Source organism: Fibrella musci, from assembly GCF_041321105.1.
Lineage (GTDB): Bacteria > Bacteroidota > Bacteroidia > Cytophagales > Spirosomataceae > Fibrella > Fibrella musci.
This window is the reverse complement of record NZ_JBGGWD010000005.1, coordinates 150,173-175,168: the sequence shown is the minus strand read 5'-3', so window position 1 is coordinate 175,168 and position 24,996 is coordinate 150,173. Positions and strand designations below refer to the sequence as shown.

21 protein-coding genes are annotated in these 24,996 nt (G+C 57.1%); 17 read left to right on the top strand and 4 right to left on the bottom strand.

Annotated elements, in window-relative coordinates; genetic code table 11:
• The first annotated feature begins 253 nt into the window (after nucleotides 1-253).
• Nucleotides 254-1,474, top strand: a complete 1,221-nt coding sequence (locus ACAW74_RS17145; RefSeq protein WP_370699441.1) for a TlpA family protein disulfide reductase — start codon at nucleotides 254-256, stop codon at nucleotides 1,472-1,474.
• 233 nt (nucleotides 1,475-1,707) lie between these two features.
• A complete protein-coding gene (locus ACAW74_RS17140; protein ID WP_370699440.1) occupies nucleotides 1,708-3,075 on the top strand; it encodes a vanadium-dependent haloperoxidase in 1,368 nt (455 codons plus the stop codon).
• A gap of 72 nt (nucleotides 3,076-3,147) precedes the next feature.
• Here the strand turns inward: ACAW74_RS17140 and ACAW74_RS17135 are convergent, their stop codons facing one another.
• Nucleotides 3,148-3,441 carry an AtpZ/AtpI family protein gene (locus ACAW74_RS17135; protein WP_370699439.1) on the bottom strand — a complete coding sequence of 98 codons (294 nt, stop codon included), beginning with the start codon at nucleotides 3,439-3,441 and terminating at the stop codon, nucleotides 3,148-3,150.
• Between the two features lie 147 nt (nucleotides 3,442-3,588).
• Here ACAW74_RS17135 and porW point away from each other — a divergent pair, with 147 nt between their 5' ends.
• A complete protein-coding gene (gene porW / locus ACAW74_RS17130; protein WP_370699438.1) occupies nucleotides 3,589-5,859 on the top strand; it encodes a type IX secretion system periplasmic lipoprotein PorW/SprE in 2,271 nt (756 codons plus the stop codon).
• 132 nt (nucleotides 5,860-5,991) lie between these two features.
• Nucleotides 5,992-8,343, top strand: a complete 2,352-nt coding sequence (locus tag ACAW74_RS17125) for a penicillin-binding protein 1A (RefSeq protein ID WP_370699437.1) — start codon at nucleotides 5,992-5,994, stop codon at nucleotides 8,341-8,343.
• A 113-nt stretch (nucleotides 8,344-8,456) separates the two neighbouring features.
• On the opposite strand, the gene ACAW74_RS17120 is transcribed toward ACAW74_RS17125, so the two are convergent.
• Nucleotides 8,457-8,732: a helix-turn-helix domain-containing protein gene (locus tag ACAW74_RS17120; RefSeq protein WP_370699436.1), complete on the bottom strand. Its 276-nt coding sequence runs from the start codon at nucleotides 8,730-8,732 to the stop codon at nucleotides 8,457-8,459.
• 361 nt (nucleotides 8,733-9,093) lie between these two features.
• Here ACAW74_RS17120 and ACAW74_RS17115 point away from each other — a divergent pair, with 361 nt between their 5' ends.
• The 6 genes from ACAW74_RS17115 to ACAW74_RS17090 all read left to right on the top strand — a co-directional run bounded on the left by ACAW74_RS17115 (nucleotide 9,094) and on the right by ACAW74_RS17090 (nucleotide 14,101).
• Nucleotides 9,094-9,333, top strand: a complete 240-nt coding sequence (locus ACAW74_RS17115; RefSeq protein ID WP_370699435.1) for a hypothetical protein — start codon at nucleotides 9,094-9,096, stop codon at nucleotides 9,331-9,333.
• 134 nt (nucleotides 9,334-9,467) lie between these two features.
• On the top strand, nucleotides 9,468-9,707 hold the full coding sequence (locus ACAW74_RS17110) for a hypothetical protein (RefSeq protein WP_370699434.1): 240 nt from the start codon (nucleotides 9,468-9,470) through the stop codon (nucleotides 9,705-9,707).
• 139 nt (nucleotides 9,708-9,846) lie between these two features.
• A complete protein-coding gene (locus ACAW74_RS17105) occupies nucleotides 9,847-10,086 on the top strand; it encodes a hypothetical protein (RefSeq protein ID WP_370699433.1) in 240 nt (79 codons plus the stop codon).
• A 134-nt stretch (nucleotides 10,087-10,220) separates the two neighbouring features.
• Nucleotides 10,221-10,460: a hypothetical protein gene (locus ACAW74_RS17100; protein ID WP_370699432.1), complete on the top strand. Its 240-nt coding sequence runs from the start codon at nucleotides 10,221-10,223 to the stop codon at nucleotides 10,458-10,460.
• A 216-nt stretch (nucleotides 10,461-10,676) separates the two neighbouring features.
• A complete protein-coding gene (locus ACAW74_RS17095; RefSeq protein WP_370699431.1) occupies nucleotides 10,677-11,867 on the top strand; it encodes an HlyD family secretion protein in 1,191 nt (396 codons plus the stop codon).
• Nucleotides 11,864-14,101 carry a peptidase domain-containing ABC transporter gene (locus tag ACAW74_RS17090; protein WP_370699430.1) on the top strand — a complete coding sequence of 746 codons (2,238 nt, stop codon included), beginning with the start codon at nucleotides 11,864-11,866 and terminating at the stop codon, nucleotides 14,099-14,101. Before ACAW74_RS17095 ends, ACAW74_RS17090 begins: the two co-directional genes overlap by 4 nt.
• Nucleotides 14,102-14,153: 52 nt before the next feature.
• Here the strand turns inward: ACAW74_RS17090 and rhaT are convergent, their stop codons facing one another.
• A complete protein-coding gene (gene rhaT, locus ACAW74_RS17085; RefSeq protein WP_370699429.1) occupies nucleotides 14,154-15,188 on the bottom strand; it encodes an L-rhamnose/proton symporter RhaT in 1,035 nt (344 codons plus the stop codon).
• Between the two features lie 153 nt (nucleotides 15,189-15,341).
• Nucleotides 15,342-16,388, bottom strand: a complete 1,047-nt coding sequence (locus ACAW74_RS17080; RefSeq protein ID WP_370699428.1) for a GntR family transcriptional regulator — start codon at nucleotides 16,386-16,388, stop codon at nucleotides 15,342-15,344.
• A gap of 129 nt (nucleotides 16,389-16,517) precedes the next feature.
• Between ACAW74_RS17080 and ACAW74_RS17075 the strand changes: the two genes are divergently transcribed.
• From ACAW74_RS17075 to ACAW74_RS17045, 7 genes are all read left to right on the top strand, one after another.
• Nucleotides 16,518-18,665, top strand: a complete 2,148-nt coding sequence (locus tag ACAW74_RS17075; protein ID WP_370699427.1) for a bifunctional aldolase/short-chain dehydrogenase — start codon at nucleotides 16,518-16,520, stop codon at nucleotides 18,663-18,665.
• Between the two features lie 92 nt (nucleotides 18,666-18,757).
• The gene (locus ACAW74_RS17070; protein ID WP_370699426.1) at nucleotides 18,758-20,062 is read left to right on the top strand and encodes a sugar isomerase; all 1,305 of its coding nucleotides are present in this window, start codon (nucleotides 18,758-18,760) and stop codon (nucleotides 20,060-20,062) included.
• A 105-nt stretch (nucleotides 20,063-20,167) separates the two neighbouring features.
• A complete protein-coding gene (locus ACAW74_RS17065; protein ID WP_370699425.1) occupies nucleotides 20,168-21,535 on the top strand; it encodes an FGGY-family carbohydrate kinase in 1,368 nt (455 codons plus the stop codon).
• Between the two features lie 73 nt (nucleotides 21,536-21,608).
• A complete protein-coding gene (locus ACAW74_RS17060; protein ID WP_370699424.1) occupies nucleotides 21,609-21,857 on the top strand; it encodes a hypothetical protein in 249 nt (82 codons plus the stop codon).
• On the top strand, nucleotides 21,857-22,225 hold the full coding sequence (locus ACAW74_RS17055) for a type II toxin-antitoxin system VapC family toxin (RefSeq protein ID WP_370699423.1): 369 nt from the start codon (nucleotides 21,857-21,859) through the stop codon (nucleotides 22,223-22,225). The genes ACAW74_RS17060 and ACAW74_RS17055 overlap by 1 nt, the downstream gene beginning before the upstream one ends.
• 28 nt (nucleotides 22,226-22,253) lie before the next feature.
• Entirely contained in the window at nucleotides 22,254-24,134 is a 1,881-nt protein-coding gene (locus tag ACAW74_RS17050; protein WP_370699422.1) for a beta-N-acetylhexosaminidase, read from the top strand.
• Between the two features lie 168 nt (nucleotides 24,135-24,302).
• Entirely contained in the window at nucleotides 24,303-24,935 is a 633-nt protein-coding gene (locus ACAW74_RS17045) for a hypothetical protein (RefSeq protein ID WP_370699421.1), read from the top strand.
• Nucleotides 24,936-24,996: the final 61 nt, after the last annotated feature.

Sequence of the window (24,996 nt, the reverse complement as noted above, 5' to 3'; positions counted from 1 at the left end):
ATTGCTTTTAGGGCTCTGTAGTCTGCTGTTGATGGGGGCGGCGTCGAGACCAAGCCATCTGATTCAGGTGTCCCCAAAGTCGCAGAACCGCCCAGACTCGGCCGTTTTATACGTCAGTAATCCGAAGTCCAAAAGCCCGATCCAGTTTTACTATACCGATTTTTTCAGGGAGCCAGTGCCTCCGGTAGAAGTAAACAAAGGGAAAAGTGGGTCATTTGTACTGCCTGTTCTATATCCTGTCCGTATCATCAGCGTGGATGAGCCGGCTGGCTTTCCCAATGGTAAGAGCACCTCATTTGTGATTTATCCGGGCGACCACATTCAGGTGACCAAAGACAAGGCAGGTAATACGCGTCTGTCTGTCGCGGGTGACTCCCTGCGCAGTAAGGAACTGAACTTCTTTGCCCAGATGAGTCAGGGACTGGGGACTTATGAAGGCTATGAAGTGAGCGTGCGCCCCCCGGCGAAAACCGAGCAGGATCGGGTTGCCGAGATTGAGAAAGCCTACGAGCAGCGGATGCGCTTTCTGAAGCAGCAGGCCGAACAGTCACCAATCCGGCCTGCTTTTGCCGCTTACCTGAGCGCTAGTTTTTACTACAAACGGCTGGCTGATCTGGTGGGACACTACTTTTCGCCCTGGCGGCAGTCGAAGCAGGCGGTACCACCTCCAACTGCCATCCCGGCGGTGACCGAGGCGCTCGAGGCTGGGTTTCGCGTGGACGAAGACCATTTCTACCTGTTTGAGTACAGGGCTGCCGCACTGAATTACCTGACCTACCTGGCTGGCAAAGGCCAAGCGGATGTTCAGCCTGATGTGTTTCGGCTGTTCCAGACGGGCGTGAGCCGATTCAGCGGACAGACGCGCGACATAGCCCTGTTTGACCTGCTGAAAATCGCGTCTAAAGACAACCACGATTCGTTAGCCGTGATGGTCAATCAGTTCATGGCCCTAAGTACCAATCCCGCTCTACGAAGCTTCGTGTCAGAAGGGTTAGCGACGAAAACGGATCTGCTAGCCAGGAACCGAACGGTCCCGAACCCAAGCAACCAATTACTGGCAGTATCAGCTGTACAGGGGTTGAGTTGGGAATCGCTCACCGATTCGCTAACGCAACCCCTGACGTATGTCGACTTCTGGGCGAGCTGGTGCGGTCCCTGCCGGGCAGAAATGCCCAACTCGCATCAGCTAAAGGCCGACTACAGCAAACGCGGTGTTCGCTTTGTGTATGTCTCGCTGGATAAAGACCCGGCCGCCTGGAAACGAGCACTACGCCAGGTGGGATTGGCTGACGCCGAGAATTACCTGCTTGTCAACGAGTACGATGCGGAGATTGCCCGTCGGCTCAAGATCGTAACGATTCCCAGGTACGTATTACTAGGGCGGGGTGGCAAACTACTACAAGCGGATGCTTCCCGCCCCGGCGATCCCGCCACACGGCAGCTATTTGACAAACTGTTAACAATGCAAAAGTAGTAGAGGCATCTGGCCCCACTATTAGTCAAAACTACCTTGACAATTAATGGGTTTTTGGTTGGTCTCTTTGGTCGTTCCCGGATGGACGGATAGAAGAAGACCGAAAGAAACCGAAGCCGTTCATCAACTGCCTACCCGAGGGGCAAACCTCTTAATCAATTCCTTTGGCAACTGTCCAACGCATCGTAGTTTCGGTGGGTCGTAATGACGTGCCTCTTCCTCTGCTCAACTCTATGCGATATTCGCTACTCGCCCTTGCTTTCCTGCTGCTGTGTCTAAGCTGTAAGCACGAACCTGAAGCCGACCCCGATCCGGGACCGCCGCCCATCGTTACCAATACCAACAATGTGGCCGTAAAATGGGGTCTGGTAACCCTGCAAACCATGTACCGACTGGGTGGAAACAGCCCAACGTATGGATCGCGCTCCCTGGGCTATATCGGCCTGACGATGTACGAATCGGTTGTGCACGGCAGCCCCGCGCATCGGTCGCTGGCTGGTCAATTGGTGGGGCTGACGAACCTGCCCGTTCCCGAAGCCGGTAAAACCTATCAATACGAGCTGGCGCTCAACGCCGGGCAGGCTGTGATCCTGAAACGGATGTTCGATTTTGGGTATAACGACGCCGTTCGCATGAACCGCATCGATTCGCTCGAACGGGCTATCAATCAGCAGTTTGCCGGTACGGTCGACGCAGCCGTTATGGACCGGTCGGTAGCCTATGGCAAGGCGGTGGCCGAAGCTATCTTTGCCTGGTCGAAAACCGATGGCGGCTTCGAGGCATTCAAGCGCAACTTCGACTATACCTACGTGGTCCCGCGTGGCAGTGGTTTTTGGGTACCCCCGGCGGCGGGACAGGCGCAGGTAACGACCACCTCGCCGCTGCATCCGCACTGGGGACAAAACCGCACGTTTGCCTTGGCGAACAGCACGTTGCCCGTTCCGTCGATGACGCCTTACAGCACCAGCCGTTCGTCGGACTATTACAAGGAGTTTGCGGCGGTGTACCAGAAAAACGGATCGCTGAGTCAGGAAGAACGCAACATTGCCGGCTGGTGGGCCGACGACCCGACCGAGACGTTTTCGCCGCCGGGGCATTCGTATAGTCTGGCAGGCATTGTGGCCGTCACGGCCAAGGCCGATCTCTACCAGACGGCCGAGACCTACGCCCGCGTGGGCATGGCCGTGGCCGACGCCTTCATCAACTGCTGGAAAGCCAAGTATACCTACCACTGCGAACGCCCGTCGACCTACGTCCGGGCCAACATCGACGCGAACTGGAATCCCTTCTGGCCTGAGCCGCCTTTCCCGGCGTTCTATTCAGGCCACTCGGTACAGTCGGGTGCCACCGCTACGGTGCTGGAAGCGCTTTATGGCCCGTCGTTCAGTTTCACCGACACCTCACACTGGGGTCGCCCGCGCGACTCGGCCCGCAAGGTGTATTATGTATCCCGTTCCTTTAACTCGTTCTGGTCAACGGCCGAAGAAGCCGCGCAGTCCCGTTTTTGGGGCGGCATCCACACGAATCAGGACAATGTAGTCGGGCTGGCCGAAGGCAAAAAAGTCGGCACCAACATCAACAGCCTCACGTGGCGGAAGTGAGAGCTCAGTGAACAGTACACAGTGGACAGTATGCAGTAAACTGTCCACTGTGTACTGTTCACTGCATACTGTTTACTGCCCTTTCGGTAGGCCTCGTATGAAGAGGTAAAGCGAGGCGAAGATGGCAAACAGCGACAGGCCGATGGTCCAGCCGGGCGTTTGGTTGTGCTGCCATTCGTCGAGTTTCATACCGGCGTAAACGCCCAAGCCGATGGTGGCCAGCATCTGAAACGCAATGCTGCTGTATTGGGCATACGCCGACGGCCGACGGTCAATGTCGTCGGGGCGGTCGGGCTTGTTGGGGTCGGCTGACGGGTTCATGGTCGGAAAAATGGTAGATTCGCCCATCGGTTCAGTCCCGGTCATACGTTCGGGTGAGCGATAAACGTTTTAAAATTGGTTTACTATTTGCTGAGATTGGGCTAAACAGACCAGCCAGCGGTATACACCAAACGCAATAAGCCGCTCTACCGTTTTCGACCGAATCTAGTTTCCCGACGAACGTCCTGACGAATGCAGATCAATCGAATTAACCCCGTTGTCGTTTTGGGTTTGTTGGCGTTGCTGACCGGCCTGAGCGTTTCGTGCTCGCAACACAGCAACGGGGCCATGAGTAAAGCCTACCACAACACCACCGCCCGGTTCAACGCCTACGTGATGGCCCGCGACGACATCGACGAGGTAGAACGGTACCTGTTCAGGAACCGGAAAGAAAATTACAACGAAACGTTACCCATTCTGCTACCGCTGGATTCGACCGCCAGTCAGCCGGTGCGGGCGCAGCTCGACGATGCCATCAAGAAAGCGTCGCTGGTGGCCGAGCGGCACCAGAATAGCCGGTGGGTCGACGATGCCTACGTACTAATCGGTAAAACGCGGCTCTACCGGCAGGATTTGCCCAATGCCATCGAGGTGTTCAAGTACGTGAATACCAAAGGCACCGACGACGACAACAAGCACGAGGCGCTTATTTACCTGATGCGGGCCTACACCGAGCAGGGTGATTTTCAGAATGGCCTCACCGTAGCCGAATACCTACGTACCCAGCCGCTCAACAAGGCCAACACGCGCGATTTTTACCTCACCAAAGCGTACCTGCATCAGCGGAACGGTCAGCCTCAATTGGCGGCGGGGATTCTGGACGCGACCTTCCCGTACCTGAGCAAATCGGAAGAAACGGCGCGGCTGCACCTGATTGCCGGGCAGCTCTACGAAGGCATGGGTAAGTCGGCCGAAGCCACGGCTCACTTTCAGAAGGTGCTGACCTCGCGGCCCAACTACGACCAGGAGTTTTTTGCCAATATCTACCTGATGCAGGCCGACGGCGACGATACGCGCAACGCCCGCCGGTTCGACGAGATGCTCGACGACCGGAAAAACTCCGATCTGAAAGATAAGATCTACTTCACGATGGGCCGGGCCGAGGCGCGCCGGGGTAACTACGACAAGGCGCTGAGTACGTTCGGCAAAGCTGTTCGGTCGGCGGGGAGCGGGTCGGTGCAGTTGCCGCTAACGTACCTGGAAATGGGCTCGATCTATTTCGACAAGAAGCGCAATTTTGCCAAAGCCCAGGCCTACTACGACAGCGCCCTGTCGCTGCTGCCGCCGGGCCACGCCCAATACACGGCGCTGGCCGCCCGCAAAAAAACGCTCGACGAATTCGTGCTGAACCAGGGCACCATCGACACCGAAGACAGCCTGCAACGACTGGTGCAGATGAACCCGGCCGCGCTCGACGCCCTGCTCGACAAGGTGATCGACCAGCGCCAGAAAGACGACGAAGCCCGCGCCGAGCTGGCTAAACAGATTACCGGCCGCGTGAACCTCGACGGGGCGCAGGCCACCAATTCAGACCTCTCGCCCGATCAGCGCTGGGTGCTGTATAACCCGAACCAACTGGCGCAGGGACGGCAGGAGTTTACACGGATCTGGGGCAACCGCCCGCTGGAAGACAACTGGCGTCGGCAAAACAAAGACGCCACGGCGGCCCTTGCTGGCGACAGCAGCCCGCAGAGTGGCAACAACCCGGCCAACGCGACTAATCCTGCCTCGCCGCTGCCCCAGCCGGGCACCAACCCCGTTGCCAGAAACACGCTGAACCCGCGGCAGGTGCAGAAAGACGAGCTCTACAACCGACTGCCTTTCACAAAAGAGGCACTACAAGCCTCGAACGACAAACTCGAATCGGCGTTGTTTCGGCAGGGGAAACTGTACAAATTCCAGCTGGAACAGCCCACACAGGCCATCGCCGTACTCGATCAGTTGCTGACCCGCTACCCCAACTCAAGCTACCGCCCCGAGGCCTATTACCTCATGCACCTGTCGGCCGAGGCCTTGCCGCAGCAAGCGGGCAGACCCTCGCCCTGGCGCGATAAACTGCTGACCGAATTCCCGACCTCGTCGTTTGCCAAACTGCTGTCGGAGTCTGGGCAGACGGGCGTGGTGGCGGGTAACCCGGCGGGTACGTCGGCAGGAGCTGGCAAAGGGCCGGTCAACGAAATCGCCGCCAGCCAGACCTACGCATCGCTGTATCAGTTGTACCAGTCGGGCAACAGCACCGAGGCACTGGCGCGGGTCGAAGCGGCGCTGGGTACGTTCGGTGGGTCAAAAATTATGGACAAAATGGCCTTATTGCGTATAATTTTGTTGGGCCAGGTACGGGGTGTGGACGCCTACCGGCAGGCACTGGGCGACTTCGTGCGCGATTACCCCACCAGTCCATTACTCTCCCACGTGAAAGAACGCCAGGTCGCCGCCGAGCAATTGTCGGCGAAACGGAAATAAATTAGGTTCAATGTCCCACATCCAAGGTTCAAAGCGGTCTTGCCGGAAGCATCCGACCAATACGGTCAGCTTCGTCGGCCAGTAACACTACGTTGAACGTTGAATATTGGACATTGAACCACCAAAGAACCCATGATCGAATTTGCCTCCGGGCCTTATCGCACCACCATTGTTCGCATCTGGCAAGTCTTCCTGGTTGGCCTCGTCGCACTGATTCTGTATGTGTTGGCCGTATCGGTCGACTTTCTCTGGCTCTTCGGCGGCATGCCCGACCTGAAAGCGCTGGAAAACCCCAAAAGTCAGGTGGCGTCGACGATCTATTTCAACGACGGCCCGCAGATGGGTAAGTTTTACCTCGAAAACCGTACCCCCGTTGAAATTACGCAGGTATCGCCCAACGTGATTTCGGCCCTGCTCGCTACCGAAGATGCCCGGTTTATGAAACACTCGGGCATCGACGCCCGGTCGATTGCGCGGGCTGTGGCGGGTATCGTTACGTTTCAGAACACGGCCAGCACGGGTGGCGGGAGTACCCTCACGCAGCAAACCGCCAAAAACCTCTTCAACACGCGCGAAGAAGTCTACGAAGGGGCGTTAGGGAAGGTACCGGTGATTCGGCTCGTCATTGCCAAAACCAAGGAGTGGATTCTGGCCGTGCGCCTCGAACGCAACTACACCAAGCAGGAGATCATCATGATGTACCTCAATACGGTGTCGTTTGGCAATAACACGTACGGGATTCGTACCGCCGCTAAAACGTATTTCGACAAAGAACCCTGGCAATTGTCGGTGGATGAGAGCGCGCTGCTCGTGGGGATGCTCAAGAACCCGTCGCTGTTCGATCCGCGCGTGTTTGAAGACCGCGCCCGCGAACGGCGCAACGTGGTGCTGAGCCAGATGAAGAAATACAAGTTTCTGACGACGGATCAGTACGTGACCTACAAAATCAGGCCGGTGAAACTCGATTTCAACATCGAAAACCAGAACACCAACAAAGCGCCCTACTTCTGCGCCTACATCAAGGATTTCCTGAAAGCCTGGCTCAAGCAGTACAACAAGGAGAACGGCACCGACCTGAATCTTTACACGAGCGGCCTGAAAATCTTCTCGACCATCGACTCACGAATGCAGAAGGCCGCCGAAGAGGCTGTGATGGTCAATATCCGCGATCAGCAGAAGAAATTCTACGAGCAGTGGCGCGGCCGCAACCCCTGGGTGTTCCGCAACGCCCGCAACCAATGGCAGGAAATGCCCAACTTCATCGAAAACGCGGTGAAGCGCACCACCCGCTATAAACTGCTTAAAGCGGTGTATGGCGACGACACGAAAACCATCTGGCGCGAGCTGAACAAGCCCGTGAAGATGAAGGTGTTTACGTACACTAACCGCCGGATGGAAAAGGATACCACCATGAGCACCATCGACTCGCTAAAGTACTACAAGCGGTTGCTGCACACGGGCTTCGTGTCGATGGACCCGACCACCGGGTACGTTCGGGCGTGGGTTGGCGGCGTCAATTTCAAGTACATGAAGTTCGACCACGTGGCGCAGGGCAAACGGCAGCCGGGGTCTACATTCAAACCGTTTGTGTACCTCACCGCCCTCAACAACAATTACTTCACTACCTGCGACCGCATCACCGACCAGCCCGTGGTGTTTGCTCATGGCGAAGATGGCAACGGTGGCCCGCCCTGGCAACCCAAAAACTCAACGGGACGCTACAGCTACCGGGCGTTGTCGTTGCGGGAGGCACTGGGCCAATCGATCAACAGTGTATCGGCGCAGCTGATCAAGAAAACCAAGCCGGGGCCGGTGCTCCGCACGGCGGCGGCGCTTGGGATCGACACCACCGGTTTCCCGGCCAACCCAACGCTCTGCCTCGGCACCGCCGACGTGTCGGTGATGCAGATGGTAGCGGCTTATTGTGCGTTTGCCAACAGCGGTCACCGGGTGCAGCCCATGACCATTTACCGTATCATGGATAAGAACGACAACGAACTGGTGCGGTTTACGCTCAACGCCACGCAGGTGATCAGCGGCCAGAAAGCCTACGACATGCTCTATCTGATGCGTGGCGCGGCCGAAGATCCTAACGGCACGGCCGGTCGCCTACGTACCCAGTACAAGCTGTTGGAAAACGGCAATCAGATCGCAGCCAAGACGGGCACCACGTCGAGCTATTCGGATGGCTGGTTTATGGGCATCACCCAGAATCTGGTATCGGGCCTGTGGGTGGGCGGCGATGAACGGTCGATTCACTTTAAAAACATCGAGTTTGGGCAGGGAGCGCGGCTCGCCATGCCGGCCTGGGGCATGTACATGCAGAAAGTATACGCCGACAAAACCCTGACCAAATACAAACCCAGCCCCTTTCTGAAACCCAATGGCTACAAAGTGGACTGTGGCGGCTATTACATCGATTCGTCGCAACGGTACATCCCGCCCAAGATAGCACCCGCCGAAGAGGAGGAAATCCTGAATTAAGGAGGGGCGGACGAAAGAGAAAAAGGAGACGGGGAGTAAAGAGAGAAGCGTAACGTACCTGAGCGTTGCCTTCTCTCTTTACTCCCCGTCTCCTTTTTCTCCTCTTTTTATGATTAACTGACGCCGCCCCGGCCTAGCAGGCGCTCGGCAAAATGGCTATCGGCCAGCAGTTTCTGGATAAGCGCGATATCGTTTTCGTTGAGTAAGTCACCGATTGTTAGTTGATAAAGGCCAGCCAGCTCCTGAAGTTTGGTGAGCGAAGGCTGCGTTTGTCCACTTTCCCATTTGCAATAAGCAGGTTGGGTCATACCGATATTAAACGCAATGTATTCCTGCGAATAGCCGAATAATTGACGCAGCCGACGAAGCTTTTCCGATAGCATCTGCATAGTTCAACGATTTAGGGTACAACAAAAACGGAAAAGTAGAGCGTCGGCACATAGTATATAATAGGTTAGTCTATTGGCTTAATGGTGTAGTGTATACGGAAGCAAACCGGCTTTTGGATTGCCTGGCTAGTGCAGAATTATTGAGTGGCCCTGCTCGCGGCCGGTTATAATCTTATAACTGAGGGCTATGAAGCTATAAACGCTCGTTATCGGCTCGCCTGCATTTACCCCCCACCTTTGTCATAAGCAAACGGCACCCCGGCGGGCACAGTAATTAAGTCAGCCAGTCGGACGGTCGGGAGCCCCGCGGCAGCCGAAAAGCGAATCGAGTAGGCAACTAAGTATTCAACGATCAATTGTTATGAAAACGCTCGAACTGGCCCAGCTTGGCCTCGAAGAACTCTCAACCACAGACCTGATCAACAACCACGGTGGCGGCGACAACACCAGCATCGGTAACATTGGTGGCATTGCCATCGGTGACCTGATCGATGTGAGCGGCAACAGCCTGTTTAACGGCGACTCGGCCCTCTTCAGTGGTAATTCAACCAGCACGGTCACCGACCTGACGACACTGCTCAACTTCGTGTCGAATCGCTAATCGGTAAGTCCGTGTTCCGAAGTAATCAATCATTGTCATTGGAGGTCATCGGGTAGTCGGTCTCCGTCGAACTAGTCATATTCTTCTATCCACGAAGACCGACTCCGGTGACGATCCGTAAACTTCTTTCTGTTATGAAAACGCTCGAACTAGCTCAACTGGGCCTCGAAGAATTATCAACAGTCGACATGATAAATAACCAGGGCGGTGGCGATACCACCAGCATTGGTAACATTGGCTCCATCGTAGCCGCTGATTTTCTGGACGTAAGTGGCAACAGCCTGTTCAACGGAAGTACCGCGCTTTTCAGTGGTAACTCAACCGACACATCGACGAGCCTCTCGACACTGCTGAGTTTCGTAACCAGCCGATAGTCGCCAGGTACGTTAGCCTGAGTTCAGTCAATCAATTTATGTCAGTGGTAGTGGTCGGGTAGTCTGGTTTCGCTTGCATAGTCATGAATCGCACCGTCGAAACCGGACTACCGGCAGCTACCCTTAACTCCTTACGATTATGAAAACGCTCGAACTGACCCAACTGGGTCTCGAAGAATTGTCAACTACAGACATGATGAATAACCACGGTGGTGGCGACAGCACCAGCATCCTGAACATCGGCAGCATTGCCGTCGGTGATCTGGTCGATGTAAGTGGGAATAGCCTGTTCAACGGCGACAACGCGCTTTTCAGCGGAAATGACACGAGCATCGTCAACAACCTGACCACGCTGCTCGGTTTCTCATCGAGCCGGTAAATAAGGCCAACGTGAATCCTCAAAGTCAATTCATCTCAGTGGTGGTGGTTTGGTAGTCGAATGTCGTTTCCGATAGTCAAGAATCGTGGCTACGACGTCTGACTACCAGCGACTGCCCTTAACGCCATACAGTTATGAAAACGCTTGAACTGGCCCAACTTGGCCTCGAAGAACTCTCAACCACAGACCTGATCAACAACCACGGTGGTGGCGATAGCACCAGCCTCGGCAACATCGGTTCGATCATCGTCACGGATCTGGTCGATATAAACGGTAACGAGCTGATGAACGGGAATTACCTCGCCTTTAGTGGCAATACCACGAACACAGGCACCAGCTCAACCACGGGCTTTAATTTCAGTTTTAGCCGGTAAGATTGTGCGTAAATCAGTGGGGCCGGGTTGCCCATAAAACCCATTGAGTAACAAGTAGGAAGCAGGTATGCAGCCCGGGGAAACAGGAATCCGTTCCATCAGTTTCCAGTTAAGGGCGACATCCCTGCTTCTTTTTTTTTCGTAAAAACAGATGATGCATGCCATAAATGACGGCGCAGCCTAATGACGTGCAACACCCAATAACTCAACGCCCCCATGAACGAGAACGACTTTTCACACGGCCTGGTAACGTACCTGCCAACGGTGAGCGTCAGGAGTCAGCTCATCTACACCACCGTCTTAGGCGCGGTCACGCTTACATTATTGGCCCTTCCGTTTATCCACGTAGATGTATCCGTACAGGCGAATGGACTGGTGCGCCCGATTTCAGAGCGCAGCGAAGTGAAAGCCACCGCCGGGGCCGTCATTGAAGCGGTGCTGGTGAAAGAATGGCAGACCGTGAAAAAAGGCCAACCGCTGTTCCGGCTCCGGTCAGAACAACTGCTTACCCGCCAGCAACTGATCGATCAGCAACTGGCCGAAAAACAGGCGTTTGTGCAGGATTTGACCCAACTTACAACCCGGTCGTGGAAAGAAGTGGCGGGGCTGACGGCTCCACTCTACCGGCAGGAGTACACCCGGTTCCGGTCGGTGGTGGAAGAAAGCTGGAACTTACAGGAAAAGCGCAAGCGTGAATACCAGACGGCCAGCCTGCTGTATTCGCAGAAGGTCATTGCCCGCCTCGAATACGAAGATGCCCTTTACGCGCACAAAGCGGCTCTGGCCCGCTACAACACCCTGGTGGAACAGCAACGGAGCGACTGGCAGACCGACCTGACCCGAAGCCGCCGCGACCTGAGCAACCTCGAATCGGAAGCCAAACAGCTCGCCGAAGAGCAGGAACTGTATGTGCTGAAAGCGCCCATCGGGGGCACGGCAAGCCAACTGGCGGGGCGTTATGCGGGCAGCTATGTGCAGCCGGGCGACATTATGGCCGTTGTCTCACCCGACTCTACGCTCATTGTGGAAGCATACGTACCGTCTAAAGATATCGGCCTGTTGCAACCGGGGCAGGTGGTACGTCTGCAAGTCGATGCCTTCGATTACAACCAGTGGGGCTTGCTGACCGGTAAGGTGCTCGACATTGCCAATGATTTTACCATGAACAACAACCAGCCGGTGTTTAAGGTACGTTGCCAGCTCGACCGGCCGTACCTGAGCCTGAGCAACGGCTACCGCGGGCAACTCAAGAAGGGCATGACCGTGCAAACGCGTTTTCAGGTAGCCCGCCGGTCGTTGTTTCAACTCCTTTACGACAAAGCCGACGACTGGCTAAATCCGGCCATTCAGTCGAAACCGTCACCGTCTAACCGATTGGCGCAGCAGGAGGGCGGAACTCGCTCATGAATCGACTGAACCAACTAAAAAACAGCGTATTAGCCAGTTGGCAACGTGCCCAGGACCGGCTAGCCGAACGGAGCCTGAGCGCCCGCGTGCGGGTAAAGCAGCGTGACCTGACCGACTGTGGCGCGGCTTGTCTGGCGTCGGTAGCGTCGTATTACCGGCTCGTGCTGCCCGTCGCCCGCATCCGGCAGATTGCCTCGACCGACCAGAAAGGCACCACCATGCTGGGTATGGTAGAAGCGGCCCAAAAGCTGGATTTCCAGGCGAAAGGGGTGAAGGCGACCTACGAAAGCCTGTCGAAGATTCCGCTACCCGCCATTGCTCACGTGAACGTGCTCGATGGCCGCATGCAGCATTACGTGGTGGTGTATCGGATAACGCCGCAGCACGTGACGGTGATGGACCCCTCCGACGGGCAGATGCACAATCTCTCGCCCGATCAGTTCAAAGCCGCCTGGACGGGCCTGCTGGTGCTGCTGATTCCCGACGAAACGTTTAAAATCGGCAACGAAAAAGTGCCTGTGTTGCAGCGTTTCTGGCGGCTTATGCAGCCGCACCGCGCCGTGATGGGGCAGGCTCTGTTTGGAGCGCTGGTCTACACCATACTGGGCCTTTCTTCGGCTATTTATATTCAGAAGATCGTCGATAACGTGCTGGTCAACGGCAATCAAAACCTGCTCAATCTGCTCAGTATCACGATGATTCTACTGCTGCTGTTGCAGATTTTTATCAACGCCACCCGCAGCTTCTTCAACCTGAAAACGGGCCAACGCATCGACGCCGCGCTCATTTTGGGCTACTACAAACACCTGATGACCCTGCCGCAATCGTTCTTCGATACCATGCGGGTAGGGGAGGTGATTTCGCGGGTCAACGATGCCGTCAAGATTCGGACGTTTATCAACGAGGTCGGTCTGGGCCTGCTGGTCAACGTGTTGATCGTCTTTTTCTCGTTCGGGCTGATGTTTACCTACTACTGGAAACTGGCCCTCATCCTGATTCTGGTGGTACCGTTCTATGCGGCGATCTATTGGGTGATGAACCGGTTCAACCAGCGTTACCAGCGTAAGCTGATGGAAAACTCGGCCGATCTGGAGGCGCAACTGGTCGAATCGCTCAACGCCATGCCCACGATCAAGCGGTTTGGGCTGGAGCAGTTTGCCAGTCAGAAAACCGAAAACCGATTCGTGATGCTGCTGCAAACCATCTTCCAGACGGGCAGCGCGGGCATCTACGCCGGCAATGCCTCCGAGTTTGTGACGCGCCTGTTCACGATTATCCTGCTGTGGGCCGGGGCTGGGTACGTTCTTGGGGGCGACCTGACGCCGGGCGAACTGCTGTCGTTCTACGCGCTCATCGGCTATTTTACCGGCCCCGCCGCCAGCCTGATCGGGGCCAACCGGCCCATTCAGGAAGCCCTGATTGCCGCCGATCGCCTGTTCGAGATCATGGACCTCGACCGCGAATCGAACGAAAACAAGGTGCAGCTGCGGCCCGATATGGTCGGCGATATCCGGTTTCAGGGGGTTACGTTCCGCTACGGGTCGCGCGCGCCGGTCTTCGATAACCTCACGCTGACGATGCCGAAGGGTAAGGTCACGGCGCTGGTTGGCGAAAGCGGCTCAGGCAAATCGACGATGCTGTCACTGGTGCAGGGGCTGTACCCCATTCAGGACGGGAGCATTTTCATCGGCGAATACGACATCAAACACCTGCACAGCGACAGCCTGCGCCGGGTGGTGAGCGTGGTACCGCAGAAGATCGATCTGTTTGCCGGTGACGTAGTCGAAAACATCGCCATCGGCGAAGAAGACCCGGACATGGAGCGCATCCTGACCATCTGTGGCAGCCTGGGCATCACGGATTTCATCGAGCGCATGCCCAACGGCTTCAAGACGTACCTGGGCGAAAACGGCGCGACGCTGTCGGGTGGGCAGAAACAGCGGCTGGCGATTGCCCGTGCCCTCTACCGCGACCCCGAGATTCTGATTCTGGACGAAGCGACCTCGGCCCTCGACTCGGCTTCGGAGCAGTACGTGCAACAGACGGTGCAGCAACTCCGAAAAGCCGGTAAGACGATCATCATCATCGCCCACCGCCTGAGCACCGTTCGCAAGGCCGACAAAATTGTGGTGCTGGAACAGGGCCATGTCGTGGAGGAAGGCAACCACAAGGAACTGCTGAAAAGCGGCAAAATCTATTCGCAGTTCTGGCAGCAGCAAACCGAGCTGGTCTGAGGCGGCTGATGGATAGCACCGCACGGTCCGCCGTGGTGGTGCTATTTTATCGCTACAACTGACTACCCATGCCGATCAGGACCGTGGAGAGGATAATCAGGCCGAGGCCGATATAGACGGTAGTCAGGGTTTTGGGGCTTGCTCCTTTCCATTCGTTCAGATACAGACCCCAGAGCGTACTGAACAGAATGATGAACGCCATGTGCATGGTCCAGCCGGCAAAGCGGAATTCGTCGCCCAGGTACGTGTCGCCCATGCCGTAGAAGAAAAACTGGAAATACCAGGTGGTGCCCGCCAGCAGGGCCCAGCCGTAGTTGTTGCCCAGTGGGGCGTTGCGATCGGTATAATCGCCGAAACTCTTGTTGCGGCTGTTAAGCACCATGCACCAGATCAGGTTGGTGGTGAGGCCACCCGCCAGCAACACGGGGTAGATCGCGTTGTTTTGCCAGAGCGGGTCGGTGCCCAGCTTTACCACGGCTTCGGCAATGGGCTTGCCCGCGCTTAGTCCGAAGGCAAAACAGGCGCTCAGCACGCCCGACACGGTAGCGATCAGGATGCCTTTGCGCAGGTCGAATTCGGCCACGGCAGCTTTCTGTTCTTCGGCGCTCAGCTCGCGCTCTTTCCGAACGCCCGCCAGCCCACAAATGGCAATCCCGATGAGGCAGACCACGATGCCCAGCAGGGTAGCCTGCCCGGCTCGAGTGAAGAGTAGCTCATCAAAACGGCCTTCATAAATAGGAGGGATGAGCGTTCCAAAAGCCGAACAGTACCCCAGGGCCACCGCCATGCCCAGCGAAATACCCAGATAGCGCATGGTCAGGCCGAAGGTCAGCCCGCCGATGCCCCACAGTACGCCAAAGAAATAGGTCCACCAGAGCGTGTTGGTGCTCGCCGACGCAATGGCCTCCGACGTACCGGTGACCGTAATAGACGCCATCAGCCAGGGCACAATCAGCCACGACGCTACACCACCAACAATCCATGCGCTCTCCCACGACCAGCCTCGCACGCGCCGGAACGGAATGTAAAAACTGCCCGACGCATAGCCGCCGAGGGCGTGGAAGAAAATACCAAGAAAGGAGCCCATAGGGTAGGAGGAAAAGGGTTACAGTAAAGGGGGGAGAGACGGCCGCAACAGCTATCTACTCACAAGCGCCGATGCATCAATCATCATTTTTACCAGATAAAATTGTGTCGCCTGCGTGGGCCAACCTTCCCACTCCTTCCCGTAGGAACGTACCTAGAGCGAATGGCGTACAATCAGCCGGAAAGGGTTCTCGATGTGGTCGGAGCGGTTCTCGCGGATAAGCTGCGCGGCGGTGCGGCCCATCTGCTCAAAATCGGTCGACATCACGGTGATGCCATCCAGGATAATCTCCTTCACCGGCGTATCGTTGTACGACAGTATGCCCACCTCCTGCCCCAGCCGATAGGGCGTTTGCCTGATTTTCTTGACCAGCGGCACCAGGTCGTCTTCCATCAGGGTGATGTAGGCCGTTTGGGCCTCGATGGGCTCCGTATCGATACTGGAAATCAACTGCGCCCCAAACCCGTGCTGACTGCAAAACGCAAAGAACCCGTTCAGGATCGCTTTGGGCAGGTACGTCTGATTGGGAAACAGGATCGTCAGCTGTCGGTATTTTGCCAGCAGGGGCAGAGCTTCCGTGAGCGCACTGTCGATGTCGGCCTTGAAATTCTGGTACACGGCGGCGTAGCGACCGCGGATGCCTTCCATTAACTTGTCCAGTACCAGCAACTTATGCTTAGGTAGCTGATCGATCAACTGCCGGGCTTTGTCTTCCTGATCGAAAAAGTGGGGAATAATTACGTAATGCGTCAGGTCGCGGTCGTCCTGCTGTTGTAGCAGGTCGCGGAAGCGCTCAAAATCGTTGTAATAGACGTGCAACTGTACCGTAGCATCGGCGCCAAGGCTGGCCACAAAGGCGTCGTAGATGAGCTTCTTGTGCGCGCTCAGCTTGTTGAACAGCAGAAAAACGGTCAGCTTCTGATCGATGCCCGTGTGCTTGATATAATACCCTTTGCCGTTGACCGAATTGATGATGCCATTGGCCTGTAGCAACCGGTAGGCTTTCTCAACCGTCCCGTGCGATATGTCGAACTCGCTGCTGACCTCAAAGATGGAGGGCAGTCGACAGCCCGGCCCAACCACGCGCTGTTCGATGTTCCGAATGACCGAATCGTACAACTGCTGGTACTTGGGCGTGTCGGCCTGCGCGTTGATCCGCAGCAGGTGAACGGGGCAAGTGAGGGGGTTAGCGGATGACATAAGGCGGGGGCAAACGTACCTGGAAAGCAGTAGCGCGGCCCAAATCTACTGGTAAGGTGGGTGGTAAGTGATGGGAAGGTAGGGTTTCGCAAAAACCTACTTTTGCCCCGTATACCTGATCGTTTAGCCATGTCTGTTACCCAATCATACAAACACGTAAGTTACCTCTGGGACGAGGCCGAAGCCGCCAAATTTGATGCTCTTCCCGGCGCCGAACGCGAAGTGGCGTTGCTGGTCTATCGCTCCAACCTGTTGGGCGCCGACCTCCGCCTCACCAACTACGGTGGCGGCAACACGTCGTGCAAAGCCATGGCGCCCGACCCGCTCACCGGCCAGGATACGCTGGTGATGTGGGTGAAAGGCTCGGGCGGCGATCTGGGCACCATGAAACGCAATGGCCTCGCTGCGCTTTACATGGATCGGTTACAGGCGCTGAAAACGCGGTACCGGGGACTCGCCTTTGAAGACGAGATGGTGGGCCTGTTCAACTACTGCCTCTACGATCTCGACTCCAAAGCCCCGTCGATCGACACGCCGCTGCACGCCTTTCTGCCCTTCGCCCACGTCGATCACCTCCATCCCGACGCGGCCATTGCCATCGCCGCCGCTAAAGACGGCAAACGCATCACGCAGGAACTGTTCAACGGCCAGATCGGCTGGGTCGACTGGCAGCGGCCGGGCTTCGATCTGGGGTTGAAACTGGAACAGTGTCTGGCCGAAAATCCCGGCATCCGGGGCATTATGCTCGGCTCGCATGGCCTGTTTACCTGGGGGAACACAGCCTACGAAAGTTACCTCAACACGCTCGACGTGATCGAGACCTGCGCTACGTACCTGGACGAAAATTACGCCAAAGGGGGTGCCGCCTTTGGCGGTGAAGCTCTGAGCGCGTTGCTTGCCGACCAACGTACCCAACAGGCGGCGAAGCTGGCCCCGGTATTGCGTGGCCTGTGCAGCAGCGAATCGGTGCACCGAAGCGGCCCCATGATCGGGCATTTCACTGACGATGCCCGCGTGCTGGAGTTTATCAATAGTCACGATCTGGCGCGGCTGGCTCCCATGGGTACGTCCTGTCCCGATCATTTTCTGCGTACCAAAATCAGCCCGCTGGTACTGGCCCTCGCGCCCGACGAAGACCTGACCGACCCGGCTGCGATCAAGGCCAAACTCGAACCGGCCTTTGCCGACTACCGGGCCATGTATACGGCCTATTACGAGGCCTGCAAACACCCCAACAGCCCCGCCATTCGAGATGCCAATCCGGTGGTGCTGCTGTGGCCCGGCGTGGGGATGTTCGCCTTCGCCAAAGACAAGCAGACGGCGCGGGTGGCGGCTGAGTTTTACATCAACGCCATCAACGTGATGCGCGGAGCCGAAGCCATTTCGGAATATACCTCGCTGCCGCGTCAGGAAGCGTTCGATATCGAATATTGGTTGCTAGAAGAAGCCAAGCTGCAACGGATGCCAAAGCCGAAACCGCTCTCGGGCCGCATCGCGCTCGTGACGGGGAGCGCAGGCGGTATCGGCAAAGCCATCGCTAAAAAGTTTGCGCAGGAAGGCGCCTGCGTGGTGCTCAACGACATCAACGAAGAGCGGCTCGCTGGCGCACAGGCCGAGTTTGTCAAGTCGTTCGGGAAAGATGCCGTTGCTACCACTCCGCTCAACGTGACCGACTGGCGCAGCATCGAAGCCGCGATGGAAGCCGCGAGTCTGGCTTTCGGCGGGGTCGACATCATCGTCAACAACGCGGGTATCAGTATCTCGAAGCCCATTGCCGAGCACACCATCGAGGAGTGGGACCGGCTCTACGATATCCTGGTGAAAGGCCAGTTTATGGTGTCGAAAGCTGCTGTGGCCGTGATGCGCCAGCAGGGCCTGGGCGGCGACATCATCAACGTCGTCTCGAAAAATGCGCTGGTGGCTGGCCCCAACAATGCGGGCTATGGCTCGGCCAAAGCGGCCCAACTGCACCTGAGCCGCCTCAACGCCGCCGAACTGGGGGCCGACAAAATCCGCGTCAACACCGTCAACCCCGACGCCGTCATCGCCGACTCCAACATCTGGGCGGGTGGCTGGGCCGAGGGGCGCGCCAAAGCCTACGGCGTATCGGTGGAAGAGCTGCCCGCCTATTACGCCAAACGTACCCTGCTCAACGAGGTGATCCTGCCCGACGATATTGCCAACGCCTGTTTCGCTTTCGTAGGTGGCCTGCTTTCCAAATCGACCGGTAACGTGCTCAACGTCGACGGCGGCGTGGCCATGGCGTTTGTGCGGTAAAGTTTGTTTAATGTTTGACGTTTAAAGTTTGACGTTGCTTCGCCAGCGTGTTCTCAAACGTCAAACTTTAAACGTCAAACATTAAACTAGTTATGCTCCTAAACTCAGACCAGCTCGCGCAGCACAACGACGCGCGGCTTTCGAAACACAAACAGCAACTGGCCCCCTGGACGGGCGAGGTTGACAAGACCGAGGCCATCATCGAGAAGCTGATGGCCTATCAGGTCGCTATTCCCAGCTGGGCCTTGGGTACGGGCGGCACACGCTTCGGGCGCTTTCCCGGCGGGGGCGAACCCCGATCGCTCGACGAAAAAATCGACGATGTTGGGCTGCTTCATGCGCTTAATCGGTCGTCGGGGGCCATTTCGCTGCACATTCCCTGGGATATCCCGGCCGATGCTGCCGCCACGCGGGAACGGGCCGCCGCACTGGGGCTGGCCTTCGACGCCGTCAACTCCAACACCTTCCAGGATCAGCCGGGGACGCCATCGTCCGACCAACCCGAACGCGGCCGGGCCGAATCATACAAATTTGGCTCGTTGCAGCACGTCGACGCGGCGGTGCGGCGGCAGGCCATCGACCACAACATTGAGGTGATCCGGCACGGTGTAGAACTGGGGTCGAAATCGCTGACCGTCTGGCTGTCGGATGGATCGTGTTTTCCGGGGCAGTTGAATTTCCGGCAGGCGTTCCAACGTACCTACGAATCGCTCCAGGAAATCTACGCCGCCCTGCCGCCCGACTGGAAAGTGTTTGTCGAATACAAAGCCTTCGAGCCCAATTTCTATTCGATGACTGTGGGCGACTGGGGCAGCAGCCTGCTCTACGCCCAGAAGCTGGGTCCGCAGGCCTATACGCTGGTCGATCTGGGCCACCACCTGCCCAATGCCAACATCGAGCAGATTGTGTCGCTGCTGCTGATGGAGGGCAAGCTCGGCGGGTTCCACTTCAACGACTCGAAATACGGCGACGACGACCTGACGGTGGGCAGCATCCGGCCCTATCAGCTCTTTCTGATCTTTAACGAACTCGTCGAGGGCATGGATGCGCGCGGTATGAACCACGCCACCGATCTGGGCTGGATGATCGACGCCAGCCATAACGTGAAAGACCCGCTCGAAGACCTGCTGCAAAGCGTGGAGGCCATCCAGATTGCCTACGCCCAGGCGCTGCTGGTTGATCAGGCCCGGCTGACCGAGGCTCGTAATGCCAACGATGTGGTGACGGCGCAGGAGATTCTACAGGATGCCTTCCGCACCGACGTGCGCCCGCTGGTCGCCGAAGCCCGCCTACGAGCCGGTGGTGCCCTGGCCCCGCTGGCCCTCTTCCGCGAACAAGCCATCCGTCAGCAACTGATCGGTCAGCGCGGCGCCAAAGCTATCGCCACGGGACTGTAAATGAGTTTAACGTTCAAGCGGTCCGCCGCTGCGGGTCTGACGTTTAAGGTTGCTCCGACTGACCTAGAACGCGTGAGATAGCGAAGCAACTTTAAACGTTAGACCTTGAACTCGATTAAAACCCCCGTCTGTGCTGTGTTTGATGTTGGCAAGACCAACAAGAAGGTGCTGGTGTTCGATCAGCACTATACGCTGCTGCACGAAGACCAGACCCCGTTTACCGAAATCACCGACGATGACGGTTTTCACTGCGACGACCTGCACCGGCTAACGGACTGGGTACGTGATACCTATCAATGGCTGTTGGCCCAGCCGCAGTGGTCGTTGCGGGCGGTGAACGTGTCGGCCTACGGGGCGAGCCTGGTGCATCTGGATGCGCAGGGGCAGCCCATCGCGCCGCTCTACAACTATCTGCGCGAATTTCCCCGCGACCTGCACGGGCGATTTTTCGAGCAATATGGCCCCGTCGACCAGTTTTGCGCCCAAACAGCCTCACCCGATCTGGGTATGCTCAACTCGGGCCTGCAACTCTACTGGCTCAAGCACACCAAACCGGCCCTGTTTGGGCAGATCGCCCATTCGCTGCATCTGCCGCAATACATCGCGTACCTGCTGACGGGCCAACCCGTTTCGGAAATTACCAGCGTGGGCTGCCACACCGCGCTCTGGGATTTTAGTCAGAACACGTACCACGACTGGACAGGCCGCGAAGGGCTTTCTGCACTCTGCCAGCCGCCACTGCCATCCATGACCAGTTTTACGCTCGACAATGGCGTGGTTGCGGGCATCGGCATGCACGATTCGTCGGCGGCGCTGGTGCCCTATCGACGGGCTTTTGCTGAGCCGTTTGCGCTGCTGTCGACCGGCACCTGGGCCGTGAGCATGAACCCGTTCAACGACGAGCCCCTCACCGTCGACGAGCTTCGGCAGGATTGCCTGTGCTATCTTGGATACGACGGAAAGCCGGTGAAAGCTTCGCGCCTGTTTGCGGGCAATGAACACGAGCGCCATGTCCGGCACCTGGCCGATTATTTCCACGTCGACTTGAACACCTTCCGGCAGGTACGTTACGACGCGGCGCTCATGCAGCGCGTACAGGCGCAGTTTCAACAGCCCAAACCCGCCGACACGTACCTGACCGACCTGCGCGAAAGTCCCTTCGTGGAGCGCAACCTGAACGCCTTCACGACCTACGAAGAGGCGTACCACCAGTTTATGCTCGACCTGATTGCCCAGCAGCTGGCCTCGCTCCAGCTGGCCATCGGTGGGTCGGGTATTCGAAACGTGTATGTAGATGGTGGCTTTTCGCGAAACGACGTATTCATGTGGGGGCTGGCAGCGGCACTGCCCCATTGCCGGTTGCAGGCCTCGGAAGTGGCTCAGGCTTCCGCACTCGGTACAGCCCTAGTGCTGCACGACCACTGGAACCCCATTCCCTTTGATGCTGGCGCGATTCGGCTGGTGGGGTATTGAGCAGGATGGGCGTCGCAAAGGAACAAACAGGCTGTTTCGTATCTTGTGAAAGAAATACCAAACCGACGGACCGATGACGATGTATTCGGTGGAAATCCTGAACCCAAAAGCAATTCGCTTGCTGGAAGACTTAGCTGACTTAGACCTGATCAAGCTGCAGCCAAAAACACCTATAGTCCCGAAAAAACCGATGAGTGATGAGGAACAGGCTTCGCTACGAGAAGCAGTGCTCAGGGGTAGCCCTAACATGGACATTGACGCAATGCTGGAGCATCTTCGGGAGTCTCGTCAAGACCGAAAACTGCCCTTTCGGGATGAATAATGATTATTGTTGATTCAAACATTATCATCTACGCTGCCAAGGCGGAGTATGCCTTTCTGCGCGCTTTACTGATTAAAAAAGGAACATATCTGTCTAGTATTTCCAAGGTTGAAGCACTGGGCTTTCAACAGATTACATCTGATGACGAACGATACCTAAAAGGATTATTCAATACAGCAGCCGTATTGTCGATTGATGATTATGTCATCGATAAAGCCGTTGAACTTCGTCAGCAAAGAAAAATGTCGCTTGGCGATGCAATCATTGCCGCCACGGCCCTGCTGAACGGCTTCGAGCTTTATACCCGAAATACGGCTGACTTCACCCACATTCCCGGCCTTACGGTCGTTAATCCCATCGACCGCTAACGTACCTGATTCCTAATCACAGTCTCCTATGCGCTTTCTTTTTTTTACGGGTCTACTTGTTTCCTCGCTGGCTCAGGCCCAGATTCAGCTCATCCCGCAGCCGGTGTCGGTGCAGCCTCAACCCGGTCATTTTACGCTGACAAAGGCCACGACTATCACCTACAATAAACCGGAGTCGGCCTCGGTGGCGGCAATGCTCTCCCGGCAACTAGCCGAGCAAACAAGCCTCACGCTGACGAGCCGCGCTGCCGCCGTACCGACCAACACGATTCTGCTGGCTCTGACGTCTACCCCCGACGCCAAACTGGGCCGCGAAGGATACCGGCTGAGCAGCAGTCCCAAAGGCGTTACCATCACGGCCAACCAACCCGCCGGGCTGTTTTACGGGGCTCAGACATTGCTGCAACTAATACCTACCGAACGGCCTGCCTCGACCGAACGTACCCAGCCTGCCAACGTACCTGCCGTGCAGATCGTCGATTACCCGCGCTTTGGGTGGCGGGGGGTGATGCTCGATGTGAGCCGTCACTTCTTCCCGAAAGCCGATGTGATGCGCTACATCGACGAACTGGCCCGCCTCAAACTGAATACGTTTCACTGGCACCTGACCGACGACAACGGCTGGCGGATCGAGATCAAAAGTCTGCCCCGGCTCACGAGCGTGGGCGCCTGGCGCGTCCCGCGCGATGGTCACTTTGGCGAGCGCCCGAATCCCAAACCCGGTGAAGCCGCAACCTACGGCGGCTTCTACACGCAGGACGACATCCGGGAGGTGGTGAAGTACGCGCAGGCCCGCAACATCACCATCGTGCCTGAGATCGACATCCCCGGCCACAGCATGGCGATGCTGGCGGCGTACCCCAACCTGTCTTGCAGCAAAGACACGTCGGTGCGGGTCAATCCTGGTACGCAGTTTGCCGAGTGGTACGGCAATGGCACGTTCAAGATGCTGATAGACAATACGTTGAACCCGTCGGATGAGGCCGTCTATGCCACGCTCGACAAGGTGTTTACCGAAGTGGCCGCGCTCTTTCCGGGGCCCTACATCCACGCCGGAGGCGATGAGTGCTACAAAGGGTATTGGGAAAAAGACCCTGGTTGTCAGGCGCTGATGCAGAAAGAAGGCATGAAGAATGTGGAACAGCTTCAGGGTTATTTCATGAAGCGGGTCGAAAAGATCATCAATGCCAAAGGCAAGAAATTCCTGGGGTGGGACGAGATCCTGGAAGGCGACGTGTCGCCCAGCGCGACCGTGATGAGCTGGCGGGGCATGAAAGGCGGTATCGAAGCCGCTCAGCAGGGCCACGATGTGGTGATGACGCCCAGCACCTTTGCCTACATCGACTACATGCAGGGCGACCCGACGGTAGAACCCCGTATCTACGCCAGCCTGCGCCTGAAAACCTGTTACGAGTTCGAACCGGTGCCCGCTGGCATCGACTCGACGCGCATTCTGGGTGGGCAGGGTAACCTCTGGACCGAGCAGATTCCGACTTTGGCCCATGCCGAGTACATGACGTACCCACGTACCTGGGCGCTGTCGGAGGTTTTCTGGACGCCGCGCAACCGCCGCGACTGGGCCGGGTTTATTCCGCGCCTCGAAGCCCAGATGCGCCGCGCCGATGCCGCCGGGGTTAACTACGCCCGCGCGGCCTATGACCCCATCGTCAGCACGAGTATCGCCGACAACAAACTGACCCTGATGCTCGACGCTGAGGTACCCGGCACCGATATTTTTTACTCACTCGACGACACCGTGCCCGGCCGCTACAGCCAGCGGTATAGCCAGCCCATCGCCGTGCCCGAAGGCGACGTGACCCTGCGCGCCGTTACGTACCGCAACGGGCAACCCGTTGGCCGCATGCTCACCCTGAAACGCGATGACCTGCTGAAACGGGCTAAAAAATAAGCCATTCGCCTTCCTGAGGTTACCAACGCCCCAACGTGATTGACTCGCATTGGGGCGTTGGTGCAACTGAGCCCATCGGCGCAACGAGCCGGATTAATGCATTCCCGTAACCTTAGCGGGCCGCGATACCGTAAAAGCCTTATTTTAGCCCGTTCGCAAGTTGACACTATGAAACAGCCATCACACATTGCACTGCTTGCTTTCCTGCTACTAAGTGGGGCAGTTCACCAGCTAATGGCCCAGGGACGGGTCTTGCTTACGGCCGACTCGGTGGTGCTGTATCAGCGGCATATTGGGCAAACGCCGGGCGTCTACCGTTACTTCCGCCACTTTGTGGGCGACATTAACAACGACAAACAGCCCGACATCGTCGTTATTGCCCAGAACACCCAGCAGAAACCCGATGATCCCAAAGGCGGCTATTCGCGTCGGGTGCTGTTGTTGTTGCATCAGCCCAACGGGCAGCTCCGCACCGCCGTATACAACGATCAACTCGTGGCCTGCTCGACCTGCGGTGGGGGCAACTCCCGGCAAGATCCGTTTACCCGAGTGACGATCAACGGCAATTTTCTGTCGTTTGTCAGCACGGTGGGTTTCGGCGAAAAAACCATGCAGATCGTCACGTTCCAGTTTGATCCCAAACGACCCGACTGGTGGCTGCACGACGTCGTGTTGCAACCGCTGACGTTCGATGCATCGGGGCAGCTCACCAAGTCTCAACCCCCAAGAACCGTTGACCTGAAGCCGTTTGGTGCCGTTCGGTTCGAAACATTTACCCGCAAGATCCTCCCAAAAAAATAACAGGCGTGGGGGCAGCTGGCCAGTCGATTACGGCGAAAAGCGGGCACAAAAGTCGCCCGGC

What these genes read in the sequence shown, in the direction of transcription:
- ACAW74_RS17140 (WP_370699440.1), top strand. Translation starts at nt 1,708, where the DNA reads ATGCGATATTCGCTACTCGCCCTTGCTTTCCTGCTGCTGTGTCTAAGC.
- ACAW74_RS17135 (WP_370699439.1), bottom strand. Translation starts at nt 3,441, where the DNA reads ATGACCGGGACTGAACCGATGGGCGAATCTACCATTTTTCCGACCATG.
- porW (WP_370699438.1), top strand. Translation starts at nt 3,589, where the DNA reads ATGCAGATCAATCGAATTAACCCCGTTGTCGTTTTGGGTTTGTTGGCG.
- ACAW74_RS17125 (WP_370699437.1), top strand. Translation starts at nt 5,992, where the DNA reads ATGATCGAATTTGCCTCCGGGCCTTATCGCACCACCATTGTTCGCATC.
- ACAW74_RS17120 (WP_370699436.1), bottom strand. Translation starts at nt 8,732, where the DNA reads ATGCAGATGCTATCGGAAAAGCTTCGTCGGCTGCGTCAATTATTCGGC.
- ACAW74_RS17115 (WP_370699435.1), top strand. Translation starts at nt 9,094, where the DNA reads ATGAAAACGCTCGAACTGGCCCAGCTTGGCCTCGAAGAACTCTCAACC.
- ACAW74_RS17110 (WP_370699434.1), top strand. Translation starts at nt 9,468, where the DNA reads ATGAAAACGCTCGAACTAGCTCAACTGGGCCTCGAAGAATTATCAACA.
- ACAW74_RS17105 (WP_370699433.1), top strand. Translation starts at nt 9,847, where the DNA reads ATGAAAACGCTCGAACTGACCCAACTGGGTCTCGAAGAATTGTCAACT.
- ACAW74_RS17100 (WP_370699432.1), top strand. Translation starts at nt 10,221, where the DNA reads ATGAAAACGCTTGAACTGGCCCAACTTGGCCTCGAAGAACTCTCAACC.
- ACAW74_RS17095 (WP_370699431.1), top strand. Translation starts at nt 10,677, where the DNA reads ATGAACGAGAACGACTTTTCACACGGCCTGGTAACGTACCTGCCAACG.
- ACAW74_RS17090 (WP_370699430.1), top strand. Translation starts at nt 11,864, where the DNA reads ATGAATCGACTGAACCAACTAAAAAACAGCGTATTAGCCAGTTGGCAA.
- rhaT (WP_370699429.1), bottom strand. Translation starts at nt 15,188, where the DNA reads ATGGGCTCCTTTCTTGGTATTTTCTTCCACGCCCTCGGCGGCTATGCG.
- ACAW74_RS17080 (WP_370699428.1), bottom strand. Translation starts at nt 16,388, where the DNA reads ATGTCATCCGCTAACCCCCTCACTTGCCCCGTTCACCTGCTGCGGATC.
- ACAW74_RS17075 (WP_370699427.1), top strand. Translation starts at nt 16,518, where the DNA reads ATGTCTGTTACCCAATCATACAAACACGTAAGTTACCTCTGGGACGAG.
- ACAW74_RS17070 (WP_370699426.1), top strand. Translation starts at nt 18,758, where the DNA reads ATGCTCCTAAACTCAGACCAGCTCGCGCAGCACAACGACGCGCGGCTT.
- ACAW74_RS17060 (WP_370699424.1), top strand. Translation starts at nt 21,609, where the DNA reads ATGACGATGTATTCGGTGGAAATCCTGAACCCAAAAGCAATTCGCTTG.
- ACAW74_RS17055 (WP_370699423.1), top strand. Translation starts at nt 21,857, where the DNA reads ATGATTATTGTTGATTCAAACATTATCATCTACGCTGCCAAGGCGGAG.
- ACAW74_RS17050 (WP_370699422.1), top strand. Translation starts at nt 22,254, where the DNA reads ATGCGCTTTCTTTTTTTTACGGGTCTACTTGTTTCCTCGCTGGCTCAG.
- ACAW74_RS17045 (WP_370699421.1), top strand. Translation starts at nt 24,303, where the DNA reads ATGAAACAGCCATCACACATTGCACTGCTTGCTTTCCTGCTACTAAGT.